The organism is Streptomyces sp. NPDC005070 (assembly GCF_053600395.1).
Genome location: NZ_JBSFZS010000089.1, coordinates 1 through 15,440, shown reverse-complemented (window position 1 = coordinate 15,440; position 15,440 = coordinate 1). Strand labels below are relative to the sequence as shown.

The window sequence follows — 15,440 nt, the reverse complement described above, 5'->3', positions numbered from 1 at the left end:
CGCCGGGGCCCTCGGCCGATCAGGCCAGTTCGGCCGGGAGCGGGGCCGCGTGGGTCACGATCAGTCCCGAGACCGCCCGGGTGAGCGCCACGTACAGGCGGCGCAGCCCGGTGCGCTCGTCCGGCTCGCCGTCCACGACGGCGCCCGGCTCGTCCAGCACCACGTAGTCGTACTCCAGGCCCTTCGCGAGGGAGGCAGGCACCAGCGTCAGCCGGGTCTCGGCCGTCGTCTCCTCGCCCGGACCGATGTACGTGCGCCCGGCCGCCGTCAGCGCCTCGGCGAGCACCGGGATCCGGGCGTCGGCGGCGATCAGTCCGACCGACCCCTCCTGGTCCAGCAGCTCCTCCACCGCGCCCAGGACGTCGGCGTCCGCCGTACGCGCGCGCACCTCGAAGAAGCCCGGGTTCTCACGCACCGAGGCGACCGGCGTGAGACCGGGCGCGATGTGCGGCAGCAGCCGGGACGCGTAGGTGATGACGTCCGTGGGGACACGGAAACCGGCGGTCAGCTCCTCGACGACCGCGTCGCCCTTGCCCAGATGCCCGAGGGCCTCCTCCCAGCTCCGGGTCGCCCACGGGGTCGTCCCCTGCGCCAGGTCCCCGAGCACGGTCGCCGACCCCGTCGTGCAGCGCCGGCCCACGGCGCGGTACTGCATCGGCGACAGGTCCTGCGCCTCGTCGAGCACCACGTGCCCGAGGGAGTGCGTGCGCTGGACGAGATCGGTGGCCTCGTCGATGAGCACGGCGTCGGCGGCCGACCACTTCGCGCTCTTCACGCTGCGCACCGGCTTCGCCCAGAGGATCTCCTTCTGCTCGTCCTCGTCCAGCAGCCCCTCCGCGTGCGCGGCGAGGAACCCGGCGTCGGTCAGCAGCCGGAGCACCAGCTTCGCGGGGTCGACCTGCGGCCAGATCGCCTTCACGGCGGCCTTCACGGCGGGGTTGCGGGCGACGGCGTCCTGCACCCGGTCGTCCGGCGCCTCACCGGAGCGCTCCATCTGGACCAGCACGGCGTGCGCGATCCGCTGCGGAAGGGCCTGGTGGGCGGCGCCGTACCGGATGTCCCGGTCCAGCAGCTCCCGGACGATCTCCTCCAGCTCGTACGCGGGAACGCGCCAGCGCCGTGACCCCCTGACCACCATCACGGGCTCGGTGGGGACGGTCACGTGCGAGCGCACGGCCCGGCGCAGCACCTCGGCCATCCGGGCGGCACCCTTGATCACGGCCGCCGGCGCGTCGTCGCTTCCGCGCACCTCGACATGCGCGACGAGGTCGTCGACGGTCGCCTGCCTGACCTCCAGCTCGCCGAGCGCGGGGAGGACCTGCTCGATGTAGTGCAGGAAGGACTTGTTCGGTCCGATCACCAGGGTGCCGGTGCGGGCGAGCCGTTCCCGGTGCGCGTACAGCAGATAGGCGACCCGGTGCAGGCCGACGGCGGTCTTTCCGGTGCCGGGACCTCCCTGCACACAGACCGAACCGGACAGCCCGGACCGTACGATCTCGTCCTGCTCGGGCTGGATGGTCGCCACGATGTCGCGCATCGGGCCGACGCGAGGGCGCTCGATCTCCTGCTGGAGCAGCTTGCTGGTGGCCGCCGCCTCGGCCGGGTCGGAGAGGTGCTCGTCCTCGTACGCCGTGAGGTCGCCTCCGGTGTAGCCGAACCGTCGGCGCAGCCCGACGTCCATCGGGTCCTTCTTCGAGGCCCGGTAGAACGGCTGCGACACCGGCGCGCGCCAGTCGATGACCATCGGGTCGCCGTCGGCGTCGTGGACATGCCGTCGCCCGATGTAGAACCGCTCGCCCTCGGCGCCCTCCGCCAGGTCGGAGCCCGGGGCGTGCAGGTAGTCGAGCCGCCCGAAGAAGAGCGGGGTGTGGCTGAGGTCGGCGAGGGACTTGATGCGCTCGGTGATCTGGCGGTGCAGCACCTCGGCGTTCACCCAGTTCGCGGTGACGTCGCGGATGTCGAGATTCTCCGCGTCCTCACGCATCGCGCGGAGCGCCGAACGGGAGTGGGCGAGGTGGGAGCGCTCGCGGGAGAGGGGATCGTCGGACTCGGAAGGGGCGCCGGACGGACCTTCGGACAGGGTGGACACGGGGAATTGCCTCCGGGAAACCTGCTGTGGGGGTGCTGCGGAAGTGCCGTGGTGCTTCTGGCAGTGCTGCGCGAGTGATGCAGATCGTGAATCGCCACGGATTCCGTCGGGATTCCGCCGGGAATCCCTGCGGAATCCGCACTGATTCCGGGTGCCGTCCGGTTTCCGGCCGGGCGGCGGCACTCCGTCGAGGGAGGCGGGCAAGACCGAAGATTCTAGGCGAAGGACGGATGCCGGGGCCAATGGGTTTTCCGGCTCCCGGGCGCCGCGTCCTTCCGGTGCCTGCGTGGCTCCTCAGGGTCGGGCCCGGGATTCCCTAGGGGGAGGGGTCCGTCGTGAGGCGTACGGCGGGTGGCCCGGAGCGGTACCTGAGGGGTGGGCGAGGTTCGGTCCATGGACCGACGCCGTTCGGGTCGGTGTGGCCGCACCATGGAGATATGAGCGCAGCCACTTTCACCCCAGGTCCTGCCCATCCCGGGCCTGTCGCGCGTGGCGCGACGGCCGTCACTTCCATCCAGCACCGACACCGCTTCGGCGACGCCCTGAAGGCCGTCAAGGTGTTCGGGCGCGCGGCCATCGAGGTCGTTCTGCTCGGCGAGTATGGCGAGGAAGCCGGCGTACGGCGCCGTTGACACGTACGCCCGCTTCTTTGCCCCGGGCCCACCAGAACTCCGGTCCGGCCCCCCGACAAAGGGCCCGGCTCTGTCGTCCCACCCGCCACGGGGCTCCGCCCCGGACCCCGCTCCTCAAACGCCGGAGGGGTTGAGATTTCCCGGGCCGTGCCGGAAAAGAGCCCCGGCGGTCAGGGCTGCTACTCGCTCTCGCTCAGCACCTCGTCGGCGTCCATGATGCGGTAGGCGTAGCCCTGTTCCGCCAGGAAGCGCTGGCGGTGGGCGGCGAAGTCCTGGTCGATGGTGTCGCGGGCGACCACGGAGTAGAAGTGGGCCTTGTGGCCGTCGGCCTTGGGGCGCAGGACGCGGCCCAGACGCTGGGCCTCCTCCTGGCGGGAGCCGAAGGTGCCCGAGACCTGGATGGCCACCGTGGCCTCCGGCAGGTCGATGGAGAAGTTCGCGACCTTGGACACGACGAGCACGCTGATCTCGCCCTCCCGGAAGGCGTCGAACAGTTTCTCCCGCTGCGCGTTGCTGGTCTCGCCCTTGATCACGGGTGCGTTCAGGTGTTCACCCAGCTCGTCGAGCTGGTCGATGTACTGGCCGATCACGAGGATCTGCTGACCGGCGAACCTGCGGACCAGCGCCTCGGTCACCTTCCGCTTGGTCGCGGTGGTGGCGCAGTAGCGGTACTTCTCCTCGTTCTCGGCGGTGGCGTACGCGAGCCGCTCGGAGTCGGTGAGGTTCACCCGCACCTCGACACAGTCGGCCGGCGCGATGTAGCCCTGCGCCTCGATCTCCTTCCAGGGCGCGTCGAACCGCTTGGGCCCGATGAGCGAGAAGACGTCCGACTCGCGCCCGTCCTCCCGTACCAGCGTGGCGGTCAGCCCCAGCCGGCGCCGGGCCTGGAGGTCGGCGGTGAACTTGAAGACCGGCGCGGGCAGCAGATGGACCTCGTCGTAGAGGATGAGGCCCCAGTCGCGGGAGTCGAAGAGCTCCAGGTGCGGGTAGACGCCCTTCCGCCGGGTCGTCAGCACCTGGTAGGTGGCGATGGTGACCGGACGGATCTCCTTGCGGGTGCCGCTGTACTCGCCGATCTCGTCCTCGGTCAGCGAGGTCCGCTTCACCAGCTCGTGCTTCCACTGCCGGGCGGAGACGGTGTTGGTGACGAGGATGAGCGTGGTCGCCTTGGCCTCCGCCATCGCACCGGCCCCGACGAGCGTCTTGCCCGCGCCGCAGGGCAGCACGACCACGCCGGAGCCGCCGTGCCAGAAGTTCTCCACGGCCTGGCGCTGGTAGGGCCGCAGCGCCCAGCCGGTCTCGTCGAGCTCGATGGCGTGCGCCTCACCGTCGACGTACCCGGCGAGGTCCTCGGCCGGCCAGCCCAGCTTCAGCAGGGTCTGCTTGATCTGGCCTCGCTCGGAGGGGTGCACGGCCACGGTGTCCGGGTCGATCCGGTTGCCGACGAGCGGGGCGATCCGCTTGGAGCGCAGGATCTCCTCGAGAACGGGCCGGTCGGTGGTGGTCAGGACGAGCCCGTGGGCCGGGTGCTTGCTCAGCGTGAGGCGTCCGTAGCGGTCCATCGTCTCGGCGATGTCCACGAGCAGCGCGTGCGGGACCGGATAGCGGCTGAACTCCACGAGCGCGTCGACGACCTGCTCGGCGTCGTGCCCGGCGGCCCGCGCGTTCCACAGGCCGAGCGGGGTCACCCGGTAGGTGTGGATGTGTTCGGGCGCCCGCTCCAGCTCGGCGAAGGGGGCGATGACCCGACGGCAGGCGTCGGCCAGCTCGTGATCGACTTCCAGCAGCAGCGTTTTGTCGGACTGGACGATGAGGGGTCCGTTCACAACCCGTCCCTTTCTGCGTGGCGGCACCCGGCGCGGATGCTCGGCCAAACGTCCAGTGTGCCCTACCGGCGGGGGGTCACGGCGGGTCGCCGGTGAGGGATCACGACCGGCCGCCGACGGGGATCACGGCTGTTCGTCGGCGAGCTCCGCGACCCCCGTGACCCGGTGCAGCGGATAGGTGCGGACCTCGTCCGCGGTGTGGTCGTACGCCGTCACGAAGCCGCCCTCGACCCGGATGGGGGCGATGACGCGCTGGCTGGCCGCGCCCTCGGCGTTGACGTAGCCGATCCACACCGCCTCGCCCGTCATGACGGCGGCCTGCATGGTCGCGAGGGTCTCGGCGGAGCTGGTGCGGGGCAGGGCGCCGTTGCCGGGACGCCCGGCGGCCGAGTCGTCCTTGCGCGGAGCCGTGGAGGCGAGGTCCCCGGCGCGGATCGCGCGGATCGCGGCGCCGAGGAGTGTGGCGTCGGGGACCGGCGGGCCGTCCGGGACAGGTTCGGGCGCCGTGCGCGGCGGGGTGCGGTGGGCGTGGGCCCGGCTGATCAGCACGTCGCCCTCGGCCGACTCGGCGGCCGGCGCGAAGCCCATCGACCGCAGACCGGCGAGGAGCGTCGTCGGGTCGGCCTGCGCGACCAGCACCGTCGGAGCGATCCGCCGCGCCCCGAACTCCTGGGAGCGTTTGTCGGCGAGGATCTCGTTGAGCACCGCCTCGTCGTCGCAGCGGACGTACGCCGAGGCCGCCCCGATCCGCAGATGACCGTGCCGGCGCGCCATGTCGTCGATCAGGTAGGCGAGGGGCTGCGGGATCGGCGTACGGGAGTGGGCGGCGAGGAACGCGTGCAGGTCGGACGCCGAACGGCCCGCGTCGAGCGCCCGGCGCACCGAGGCCGGGGTGAAGCGGTAGACCGTCGCCCCGCCCTTGGACTCGACGTCCGCGAGCACCCCGAGCGTGTCGGCCAGCGGACGCTCCAGCGGGCCGGGTGCGACCGCCGTCAGATCCGCCTGGAGCAGGACGTGGTCGAGCGGCTCGGGCAGCAGCGGCGCGAGGAGGGCGGCGGCCCGGGACGCCGCCGCGGCCCGCTCGGCGGGGGAGTGCGGTACGGCGGCCGTCACGGCGGCGCCCAGCGGGGAGCGCCGCTTGTGCGCGGGAAGCTTGTCGCCCGGACCGTCCGGCTCCGCCGCCCGCGCGCCCGCCGGGGCGGGCAGGCCCAGCAGCGCCCGGCCCTGCGCGGACAGTGCGCCCCGGCCGGTCACCCCGAGCAGCTCCGTCTCGGAGAGCGTCCAGCGGGCCAGCCGGGCCCGCAGGTCGTCCGGTGAGGGCCGGGCACTGCGCGAGGGCCGTTCCCAGTACAGCCGGGCGAGGAGCGAGTCCGCGTCGGGGGAGGCGCCCTCGGGGAGCTCGGCGAGCAGGGCGAGGACGCGGTGGCGGACCTCGGGTGCCGCGGAGCGGTCGAGGTTCGGGCCGAGCGCCGAGAGCGTACGGTCCTTCGCGTCCCGTCCGCCGACGAGACCGGCCGTGCGGGTCGCCGCGAGCCACGCCGTGGCGAGCCGCGCCCAGCGCTCCGCGGCGGGCAGCTCCAGCCACGCGTCGTACGCGGGTGTCGCCGCGTAGCGTTCGTCCGCCTCGCCGTCCGAGGCCACCAGGCCCGCCGCGTAGGCGAGTTCCACCCAGAACGCGGCGACCGGTTCGGGGACGTCGAGCGCCACCGCCGTCCGCTTCAGGTCCCGCACGCTCAGACCGCCCGCGCGCAGCACGGCGGGGCCGCCCTCGTGCCAGTCCTTCAGCAGTTCCTCGACGGTCGCCAGCGTCGTGTACGCCTGACCGGCCGCGGCTGCGTCCACAGCCTGTGGACGGTGGACCGTCGCGGCCTCGACCGCGGGCGCCACCGGTTCGGTCACCCGGTGGGCGCGGCCCGCCCGCAGATGCAGGGCGACCTCACGGGGCAGCACGACCGTCCCCGGCGCCGTCGGCAGCAGCAGCCCCCGCGCGATGAGCCAGCGCAGATGCGCCGCGGGTTCGGCCGTCACCTGCCCGTACGGAGGACCCCACACCAGCCGGGACAGCACCTCCACCGCGTCGGCGGGCGCCTCGTCGAGCAGGGCCGACATCCGGCTCCGGTCGGAGAACAGGGCGCTCAGCGAGGTCACCGCCGACACGGAGTCATGGGTGGACGCCAGCCCCGCCGCCGCCACGATCTCCTGGATGCGCCCCGGTGACATGCCCGCGGTGGCCTCGCCGACGGTCGGTCCGAGCCCCGTCGGGGACGGGTGCTGAGGGGAGGGGGCGAGCAGTTCACGTGCCGTGCGGACGAGCCGGAGCCGGTCGTCGGCCCCCCACAGGAGCGCCTGTTCGCGCAGCGTCCCGAGCGCGTGCGGGAAGGCCGCCGTGACCGCCGGGTCGCCGTCGTCGCCCGCCAGCAGCCCGAGCAGTTCGTCGTACGTCGCCGGTTCGCGCGCCACGGCCAGCGCCTCGGCCGTCCGGAGCGTGAAACGGTCCAGACGCTCCAGGGCGCGCACGACCGACGCCCGGGTGCCCGCCCGTGTGGCGAGCTGGGTGAGATCCGTGGGGACGGGGGTGATCAGGTCCGGCCGGGACCGCAGGAGGGCGGACAGCGAGGCGTCGTCCCGCGCGCGGAGTGCTTCCGCCAGGGACCGCGGGGCGGTCGTCTCGGGGCTCATCCTGTCAACGGTAGCGGGTGGCACGCCCGCCGGACCCGGCCCCCGGCCGGTGGACCGCCGGGCGGCCGCGCGATCAGGACCTGTCGTCACCATCCCGCCGGCCCGCGACCACCATCCCGCCCGCCCCCGAAGTCCCGCACGTCTCCCGGCGGCCGGCTCCCGGCGGCACGGCGCGAGGGGGCCGGCTCCCGGCGGCACGGCGCGCCTCGCACGGCAGGCCGAGCCCCGGACCGGACGCACTCGCACGGGGGAGAACCGGTACCTTCGTCCCCACGGGGTATCCAACGCACCGGCCCCGGAGGGGACTTCGTGGGGATCGAGAGCGACCAGCTTGTCTTCGACTACCTGAGCCGGGTCGGCGACCTGGCCCAGCAGCGCCAGTTGCCGTCGGGCACCCGCATGCGCCTGGTCACGGAACTGCGCGAGGAGATCGGCCGCCGCCGGGCCGGAGCCGGCGCGGACACCCCCGCCGCGGTCCGCCGCATCCTCGACCGCCTCGGCACCCCCGACGAGATCGTCACGGCGGCCGGACGGGGCACCCCGGGCGGCGAGTCCGGCGCCCGGACCCGGGCCGCCGTGCCCTCCCAGCGCGCCGCCGCCGAACCGGAGGAGCGCCCCAAGGGACTGCGCCGCGTCGTCCCCCGCCCCCGCCCGGCCCGGGAGCGGCCCGCCGAGAGCGCCGCCGCCGACGCGCCGTCCCCGCCCCATCTGGCGAGCGCGGCCGAACTGGGCGACAGCGCGACCCGGCCCGACTGGTGGCGCGGCACCGACAGCCCCTTCGGACTCGGCGACAGCGTGCCGGGTTTCGTCGGCGGCGTGGAGATCCCCGAACTGCTCAAGCCGCCGCCGGGGGACAAGGACGGCGGTCCCGGGAAGGAGACGACCCCGGCCGAGGAGACGGCGGCACCGGGCCCCGAGGACGAGCCGGCCGCCGAGGCCACCCCCGCCCGCCGCCCGCCCCGCCGGCTTCTCCCGCGTCTCGGCGGCTACATCAACCCGCTGCTCCTGCTCGCCGCCGCCCTCCTTGTCGCGGGCGCGGTCCTCGGCAACTGGTTCGCGCTCGGCCTCGGCTGGCTGATCGCCTACGGCTCGCGCCGGCTGACCCGGGCGGAGTCGAAGTGGGCCGTCCTCGTTCTGCCGGGACTGTCCGCCACGGCCGGCATCGTCTGGCTCTGGGGCCGTTCGGACGGCCGGTGGGGCGACCCCGTCGCCGAGGGCCACATGAACGAGGCGATGGCCGAGACCTGGCCCTTCGTCGTCCGTGGCGCGGCGATCGCCTCGGCCCTGTACCTGGTCTGGCGCTCCCAGCGAAGGCGCTGAGCCCGGCCTCGGCGAAAAGGCGTGGACCGGCCTCCCGGAGGTCTGGGCACAATGGCGCATATGACCTCACCTGCGCTGACCGTCGGCTTCGACCTCGACATGACCCTGATCGACTCCCGCCCCGGGATCCACGCCTGCTTCGAGGCGATGGCGGCGCGGACGGGGACGTACATCGACTCCGATCTGGTGGTCACCCGGCTCGGGCCCCCGCTGGAGCAGGAACTCGCCCACTGGTTCCCGGCCGAGGACATAGCGGCGATGGCCGGCCTCTACCGCGCGATGTACCCGGAGCACGCGATCACCGGCACGCTCGCGATGCCCGGCGCGCGCGAGGCCGTCACGGCGGTACGGGCGGCGGGCGGCCGCGCGGTCGTCGTGACCGCGAAGTGGGAGCCCAACGCGAGGCTGCACCTGGACCACCTCGCCATCGACGCGGACGAAGTGGTCGGCAACCTGTGGGCCGAACAGAAGGCGGTCGCGCTGCGCGAGCACGGCGCGAGCGTGTACGTCGGCGACCACACCGGCGACGTACGCGGAGCGCGCACGGCAAGGGCGTACAGCGTGGCCGTGGCGACCGGGCCGTGCGACGCGGAGGAACTGCGCGCGGCGGGCGCGGACGTCGTCCTCGGCGATCTCACCGAGTTCCCGGCGTGGCTGGAGAACCACCGCTGAGGGCACGCCGGATCCGGCACCGGCCGGAACCGCCGCTGCCGTCGGGAACGACCGCCGTCAGGGGCGATCGCGTCGGAAACGACCGCCGTCAGGAACGGGCGGCTCGGGCGCGGCGGCGGCCCTGCGCGGCGGACTGGAGCACGCCCGCGGCGGCCAGCAGGAATCCGACGCCCATGAGCATGCTCAAGCCGAACATGTAGAACGGAAAAGGCTTCGTGCCGAACAACAGCGGGGCCACGGTGACCAGTGTGGCCAACGCTCCGATGAAGAACACGATGGCTCCGGCACGGATCAGCCCGTCACCGGCTTCAGGGGAATTCGCTTGGGTTTTGTCACGCACCCCACCAGGGTAGTTCCCTGCGCGAAGGAACAATCCAGCGACGTCTTGTCACGAGCCGACGGACCATTAGCCTTGGTACCGGCGGGTCGGCGGACCCGCTGTAGTGCTATCCAGAGGCGTTTAACGGGCAGTTGCCCCTGCAACCACCCGAGCCGTTCCCCGAGTAGTTTCCGACGAGTACGAGGACGAGGACAGACGTGCCCACCGGCAAAGTCAAGTGGTTCAACACTGAGAAGGGCTTCGGCTTTCTCTCCCGTGACGACGGCGGCGACGTCTTCGTCCATTCCTCGGTCCTGCCCGCCGGAGTAGACGCCCTCAAGCCCGGCCAGCGTGTCGAGTTCGGCGTCGTCGCCGGTCAGCGCGGTGACCAGGCCCTTTCGGTGACCCTTCTGGAACCGGCCCCGTCGGTCGCGGCCGCCCAGCGCCGCAAACCGGACGAACTTGCGTCCATCGTCCAGGACCTGACGACCCTGCTCGAAAACATCACGCCCACCCTGGAACAGGGCCGCTACCCGGACAAGACCTCCGGAAAGCAGATCGCCGGCCTGCTGCGCGCGGTCGCCGACCAACTCGACGTGTGAGGCCCGGGCGAGGTCCGGGGATCAGGGGAAAGCCAGCGCGTCCGGTCCGAGGGGCGGCACCAGCCCCTCGGCCGCCGCACGGGTGAGCAGCCCGCGGACCGCCGCGTATCCGGGCTCGCCCAGATCGGCCGTGAACTCGTTGACGTACAGGCCGATGTGCTGGTCCGCGACGCCCGGGTCCATCTCCTGGGCGTGCTCCAGGACGTAGGCGCGGGAGGCCTCGGGGTCGTCCCAGGCGGCGCGGACCGAGGCGCGGGCGGCCTCGGCGAGCTCCAGGAGCCGCTCGGCTCCCAGCGACCGCCTGGCGATGATCGCGCCCAGCGGGATCGGCAGCCCGGTGGTCCGCTCCCAGTGCTCGCCCATGTCGGCGAGCTTGTGCAGCCCGTAGTTCTGGTACGTGAAACGCGCCTCGTGGATGACGAGCCCCGCGTCGACCTTCCCGTCCCGTACGGCCGGCATGATCTCGTGGAACGGCATGACCACGATCTCGCCGACCCCGCCGGGCACCGTTTCCGCCGCCCACAGCCGGAACAGCAGATACGCCGTCGACCGTTCGCTCGGCACGGCGACGGTGCGGCCGGTGAGTCCGGTGCCCGCCTCCTTCGTCAGCACGAGCGGACCGCAGCCGCGACCGAGCGCGCCGCCGCACGGCAGCAGCGCGTACTCGTCGAGGACGTACGGCAGCACGGCGTACGACACCTTCAGCACGTCGAACTCGCCGCGCTCGGCCATGCCGTTGGTGATGTCGATGTCCGCGAACGTCACGTCGAGGGAGGGCGCGCCCGGGACTCGGCCGTGCGCCCAGGCGTCGAAGACGAACGTGTCGTTGGGGCAGGGCGAGTAGGCGATCCGCAGGGCCTCGGCGGATTCAGTCAGTGCGCTCATGAGGGTTCCAACTCTCCAGCAGGGGTCCGAGCTTCCCGAACGCCCCGGTGAGGGCCGCGAGGGCGGCGCCGATGTTCCACGCGGCGCGGTCGCGCGGGCCGACGGGATTGGACACCGCGCGGATCTCCAGCACCGGCACACCGTGCGCGCCGGCCGCCTCGGCGACCCCGAAGCCCTCCATCGCCTCGGCGAGGGCACGCGGGTGCCGGGCGCGCAGCTCGGCGGCGCGGGCGGCGCTGCCGGTCACGGTCGACACCGTGAGGACCGTTCCGACGCTGCCGCCGGTGGCGGCCGAGACCTCTCGTACGAGCGATTCCGGAGGCCGGTGGCTGACGGTCCCGAAGCCGAGCTCGGTGACCGGAAGGAAACCCTCCGGCGCCTCGGCGCCCAGGTCCGCCGCGACGATGTCGTCGGCGACCACGAGCGCTCCCACGGGCGCGCCGGGCTGGAATCCGCCAGCGATCCCGGCGCAGACGACAAGGCGGTAGGGCGCGCCGTCGAGGGCGGCGGCGGTCAGTGCGGCGGAGACGGAGGCGGCGGCGAGGGCGGGGCCGACACCGGCGGCGAGCAGATCGAGCCCGCCGGTCCGGTGGAGCGTCGCCCCCGGGAGCCGTATCTCCCGCGCCGTGCCGGACGACGCCGCGGCCACCGCATCCCGCTCCACGGAGACGGCGGTGGCCACGAGCACCCTCGGCCCGGCGGCGGTGATCAGTTGTCCGTGTCCTTCTTGAACTTGAAGGACCACAGGCCGGTGACCGTCTTGTCGCCCTCCTTGACGGAGACGAGCGTCGAGCTGCCGGTGGCGCCGTACTGCTGGTTGAAGAAGACGCTGCCCGGAATCGTCAGGTACGTCTTGTTGGTGGTCTCGGGCAGGAGCTGCTGCCCGTTCATCAGGATCGTCCAGCCCTTGTCCGCGATCTTCGGGTCCACGCCGAACCGCACGGTCTCGTCCGGGTCGACGGTGATGGACTTGATGTCCTTGGACCGCAGGCAGCCCGTCAGGTCAGCCTTGAGGGCGTCCCCGTCGTTGTAGCAGTCGGCCTCGGAGCTCACCGACTTGGTGCCGACCGTGACGGTGGCGATCGGGGTCGGCTTGTCGCAGGCGGACAGGGCGAGGAGTCCGGCGGAAACGGCGCCGACAGTGGTGACGGCGCGGCGACGGCGCGCAGCGCCTTGTCCATGGGCGGCTCTGCCGCGGGGCAGGGAGGTCATGACCGAAGGTTATCGGGCAGGCCCACCGGTGCCCCCACGTGGGGTGCGGCGTGCCGCGCGAGGCCCCCGCGCGGCTCAGGAGACACGGCTGCGGGCCGATCCCCCGCGCCGTGCCACCAGAAGCAGTCCCCGCACGGTCGTCAGCCATCCGACGGCGACGATCCCGGCCGCCACGGAGAGCCCGAGCGGCCCGTTGAGCGGCATCGCGATCCCGATGGCTCCGCCGAGCACCCAGGCCATCTGGAGCAGTGTCTCGGAGCGGGCGAAGGCCGAATTCCGGACAAGTTCCGGGACGTCTCGCTGGATCAGGGCGTCCAGGGACAGCTTGGCGAGAGCCTGGGCGAAGCCGGCGATCGCCGCGAGGCACGCGACCATCAGGGTGCCGAAGAAGAGCGCCGCCGTGATCGCGGCGGCCACCACGACCGCCACCACCGTCACGATGATGATCTCCGGGGCGCGCTGCTTCAGCCAGGCTCCGACGGCCGTGCCGATCGCGTTGCCCACGCCCGCCGAGACGACCACCAGGCCGAGCGAGACCGCCGCGCTCTTGCCGGTGAGCGGGTGCTCGCGCAGCAGGAACGCGAGGAAGAAGATCAGGAAGCCGGACAGACAGCGCAGCGAGGCGTTGGCGCCGAGGGCGTGGGTGACGGCCGTTCCCACGGTCCGCAGCCCGGGGCGCGGGGGTTTCTTCAGATGCGGGCCGTGCAGATGGTCCGCGTCGGCGGCGAGCAGTGCCGTGTCCTCGCCCTTGGCGGAGTCGACCTTGGGCGGCAGCGAGAACGACAGGAATGTGCCCAGGATGAAGATCGTGAAGGCGCCGTAGAGCGGATAGCGCGCGCCCGCCGACTGGAGCAGGACGGCGATCGGCCCGGCCACACCGGTGGCCAGGAGCCCGCCCAGAGTGACCCGGGAATTGGCCTTGACCAGGGAGAACGTGGGTGGCAGGAGCCGGGGTACGACGGCGCTGCGCACCACGCCGTACGCCTTGGAGGCGACGAGCACGCCGAGCGCGGCGGGATACAGCTCGAAGGTGCCGGTGACGACGGCGCTCGCCAGAATCAGCGCGAGCATCGCCCGAGCGAGCATCGAGCCCGCCATCGCGGCCCGCCGGCCGTGCGGCAGACGGTCGAGCAGCGGGCCGATCACGGGGGCGAGGATGGCGAAGGGCGCCATGGTGATGCCCAGGTAGAGGGCGACCCTGCTGCGGGCCTCGTCGGTCGGCACGGAGAAGAACACGGTGGACGCCAGCGCCACCGTGATCATGACGTCGCCCGCGCCGTTCACCGCGTGCAGTTCGATCAGTTTCCCGAGGCCCGACTCGCCCGCTCCGTGCGCGTGCGTGGCCTTGCGGATGCCGCGGGCGGTCCGCGACACGGGGAAGTGCAGGGCACGCCCCACCGCACGGACGGATCCGGTCACCCGGCCCGATCCGCCACTCCGGTTGCTCCCCTTGGCGCCACCGACACCGGTTGCTCCCTGGGGTGACCTTGCGGACGCCACTCCGTCATAGTGCCCCGAGTTCGGGGTGCGTAGTGCGGTTACCGCGCGTATGGGGGCCGAGTGGGGCCCATCGGACTGGGCGAGACGGGTGGGCGCGGGGAAAACATTCGCCGCCCGGCGCCGCGGAACGGCGGACTCCGGGGGCCGCTGAGCGCCGAAGATCCCGGCGCGGAGCACCGAAGAGGGCCGCCGGTGTGGGCCCAGGGGCCAGGAGAAGGTAGCGTGCGTAACGCGCCTGCGGCGATTGTTCTCGGCCGCGCGCCTCTCGGTCATCCCGCAGAATGGATGACGTAGGTGCGCCCGAGTGCGATCGGGCGCGGACGTCGACGCGGCCCACCGGTCCGCTCCGTCCGCACCCCCGCCGAGGACTGGCGCACCCGTGAGACGGCGTAGGAGAGAAGCGATACCTGTGAGCGCAGCGACAACGCGAAGCCGCACCCCGGACCGTCTGTGCGCCGAGGCCGTCGACCTCGCCCGCGCGGCAGCCGAGGAAGCCGCCTACCCCGGCATCGTGGGCGAGCATCTCGGGATGGTCTCCGAGGGGGACCGCGTTGTCACGCACTACTTCGAGTGCAAGGAACCCGGATACCGCGGCTGGCGCTGGGCGTCGACCGTGGCCCGTGCCTCCCGGGCGAAGATCGTCACCCTGGACGAGACGGTGCTGCTACCCGGCACGGACGCTCTGCTGGCCCCGGAGTGGGTGCCGTGGAGCGAGCGGCTCCGCCCCGGCGACATGGGCCCCGGGGATCTGCTCCCCACGGACGCCGAGGATCTCCGGCTGGAGCCGGGCTGGTCCGGCGAGGACGAGCCCGCGCCGAACTCCGCGGTCTCCGAGGACATGGCCGAGCTGGTGGAGGCGGAGGACGCCGAGGTGACCGCGGGCACGCCCGCGCATCTGCCGATGGCTCCGCGCCGGGGCTCGATCGCCGCCGTCGCCGAGGAGCTGGGGCTCCGCCGGGCCCGGGTGCTCTCCCGGTACGGGCTGCATGTCGCGGCCGACCGCTGGGAGGACTCGTTCGGTGCCAAGACGGCGATGGCGCAGGCCGCGCCCGCCACGTGCGTGAGCTGTGGCTTCCTGAACCGGATCGGGGGCTCGCTCGGGCAGGCGTTCGGTGTCTGCGCGAATGAGTTCTCGCCTGCGGACGGGCGTGTGGTGTCGCTCGCGTACGGGTGCGGGGGCCACTCCGAGGCCGCCGTCATGCCGACGCCGCCGCGGCCGCCGCTTCCCGTGATCGACGAGACCCAGGTGGACCCGTTCCCGCTGCGTCCGTCCCCCGACTCGGGCTCGGTCCCGTCGGCCACGGACGAATCCCAGGCAGAACTGGGCCACTCGTAGCCTTTCACCGGCCCCAGGGCCATCACCGGGGCGCACCGTCCCCGGTGAACGGGCGGCCGTACCCCGGGCCCGGGGAACCGGAGCTTCCCCCTCCCCGGCACGAACGCGCCCCAACCGTTTCTCGCCCCCTCCGCCCCTACCCTCCCCCAAGGTCTCGGCTTCGCTCGACCAGGGGGGACCCCCATCACCTCTGGGGCTCCGCCCCGGACCCCGCTCCTCAAACGCCGGAGGGGCTGAACCCGGAGGGGCTGGATTCCGCACCCGCAGCCGGGATACGGCGTGAGGGGCCGTGCCGGTACATCGATGCCCGTCGCCACCGACGCTCACATCTCCGTCCAACGGCGACGGGCTGATGCACCGGCACGGCC

General features: G+C 73.0%; 13 protein-coding genes. 5 read left to right on the top strand and 8 right to left on the bottom strand.

Features of this window, described 5'->3' with window-relative positions:
• Positions 1-19 precede the first annotated feature (19 nt).
• Entirely contained in the window at positions 20-1,984 is a 1,965-nt protein-coding gene (locus tag ACWEBX_RS26420) for a HelD family protein (RefSeq protein WP_451887316.1), read from the bottom strand.
• Between the two features lie 542 nt (positions 1,985-2,526).
• Here ACWEBX_RS26420 and ACWEBX_RS26415 point away from each other — a divergent pair.
• On the top strand, positions 2,527-2,721 hold the full coding sequence (locus tag ACWEBX_RS26415; protein WP_451887300.1) for a hypothetical protein: 195 nt from the start codon (positions 2,527-2,529) through the stop codon (positions 2,719-2,721).
• Positions 2,722-2,900: 179 nt separating this feature from the next.
• On the opposite strand, the gene ACWEBX_RS26410 is transcribed toward ACWEBX_RS26415, so the two are convergent.
• Both ACWEBX_RS26410 and ACWEBX_RS26405 read right to left on the bottom strand, forming a co-directional pair.
• Positions 2,901-4,547, bottom strand: coding sequence for a DNA repair helicase XPB (locus ACWEBX_RS26410; protein ID WP_451887299.1), 1,647 nt, complete (start codon positions 4,545-4,547; stop codon positions 2,901-2,903).
• 123 nt (positions 4,548-4,670) lie between these two features.
• Positions 4,671-7,226, bottom strand: coding sequence for a helicase-associated domain-containing protein (locus ACWEBX_RS26405; RefSeq protein ID WP_451887298.1), 2,556 nt, complete (start codon positions 7,224-7,226; stop codon positions 4,671-4,673).
• Between the two features lie 309 nt (positions 7,227-7,535).
• Here ACWEBX_RS26405 and ACWEBX_RS26400 point away from each other — a divergent pair, with 309 nt between their 5' ends.
• Positions 7,536-8,546, top strand: coding sequence for a hypothetical protein (locus ACWEBX_RS26400; protein WP_451887297.1), 1,011 nt, complete (start codon positions 7,536-7,538; stop codon positions 8,544-8,546).
• Positions 8,547-8,597: 51 nt separating this feature from the next.
• Positions 8,598-9,218 (top strand): HAD family hydrolase, encoded by a 621-nt coding sequence (locus ACWEBX_RS26395; protein ID WP_451887296.1) that lies wholly within the window; start codon positions 8,598-8,600, stop codon positions 9,216-9,218.
• An 88-nt stretch (positions 9,219-9,306) separates the two neighbouring features.
• On the opposite strand, the gene ACWEBX_RS26390 is transcribed toward ACWEBX_RS26395, so the two are convergent.
• A complete protein-coding gene (locus ACWEBX_RS26390; protein ID WP_451887295.1) occupies positions 9,307-9,558 on the bottom strand; it encodes a hypothetical protein in 252 nt (83 codons plus the stop codon).
• Between the two features lie 197 nt (positions 9,559-9,755).
• On the opposite strand from ACWEBX_RS26390, the gene ACWEBX_RS26385 reads away from it, so the two are divergent.
• Complete coding sequence (locus tag ACWEBX_RS26385; RefSeq protein WP_339130057.1) at positions 9,756-10,139, top strand: cold-shock protein; 384 nt, start codon at positions 9,756-9,758, stop codon at positions 10,137-10,139.
• Positions 10,140-10,160: 21 nt separating this feature from the next.
• On the opposite strand, the gene ACWEBX_RS26380 is transcribed toward ACWEBX_RS26385, so the two are convergent.
• The 4 genes from ACWEBX_RS26380 to ACWEBX_RS26365 form a co-directional block, all read right to left on the bottom strand.
• Positions 10,161-11,024, bottom strand: coding sequence for a 1,4-dihydroxy-6-naphthoate synthase (locus ACWEBX_RS26380; protein WP_451887294.1), 864 nt, complete (start codon positions 11,022-11,024; stop codon positions 10,161-10,163).
• Positions 11,008-11,706: a futalosine hydrolase gene (locus ACWEBX_RS26375; RefSeq protein ID WP_451887293.1), complete on the bottom strand. Its 699-nt coding sequence runs from the start codon at positions 11,704-11,706 to the stop codon at positions 11,008-11,010. Before ACWEBX_RS26375 ends, ACWEBX_RS26380 begins: the two co-directional genes overlap by 17 nt.
• Positions 11,707-11,732: 26 nt before the next feature.
• A complete protein-coding gene (locus ACWEBX_RS26370) occupies positions 11,733-12,236 on the bottom strand; it encodes a DUF2771 domain-containing protein (RefSeq protein WP_451887292.1) in 504 nt (167 codons plus the stop codon).
• Between the two features lie 75 nt (positions 12,237-12,311).
• The gene (locus ACWEBX_RS26365) at positions 12,312-13,736 is read right to left on the bottom strand and encodes an MFS transporter (protein WP_451887291.1); all 1,425 of its coding nucleotides are present in this window, start codon (positions 13,734-13,736) and stop codon (positions 12,312-12,314) included.
• 409 nt (positions 13,737-14,145) lie between these two features.
• Here ACWEBX_RS26365 and ACWEBX_RS26360 point away from each other — a divergent pair, with 409 nt between their 5' ends.
• Entirely contained in the window at positions 14,146-15,072 is a 927-nt protein-coding gene (locus tag ACWEBX_RS26360) for a DUF3027 domain-containing protein (protein WP_451887290.1), read from the top strand.
• The last annotated feature ends 368 nt before the right edge of the window (positions 15,073-15,440 follow it).

Excerpts from the sequence above, each read along its gene's own strand:
- ACWEBX_RS26395 (WP_451887296.1), top strand. The coding sequence starts at position 8,598 with ATGGCGCATATGACCTCACCTGCGCTGACCGTCGGCTTCGACCTCGAC.
- ACWEBX_RS26405 (WP_451887298.1), bottom strand. The coding sequence starts at position 7,226 with ATGAGCCCCGAGACGACCGCCCCGCGGTCCCTGGCGGAAGCACTCCGC.
- ACWEBX_RS26415 (WP_451887300.1), top strand. The coding sequence starts at position 2,527 with ATGAGCGCAGCCACTTTCACCCCAGGTCCTGCCCATCCCGGGCCTGTC.
- ACWEBX_RS26380 (WP_451887294.1), bottom strand. The coding sequence starts at position 11,024 with ATGAGCGCACTGACTGAATCCGCCGAGGCCCTGCGGATCGCCTACTCG.
- ACWEBX_RS26420 (WP_451887316.1), bottom strand. The coding sequence starts at position 1,984 with ATGCGTGAGGACGCGGAGAATCTCGACATCCGCGACGTCACCGCGAAC.
- ACWEBX_RS26370 (WP_451887292.1), bottom strand. The coding sequence starts at position 12,236 with ATGACCTCCCTGCCCCGCGGCAGAGCCGCCCATGGACAAGGCGCTGCG.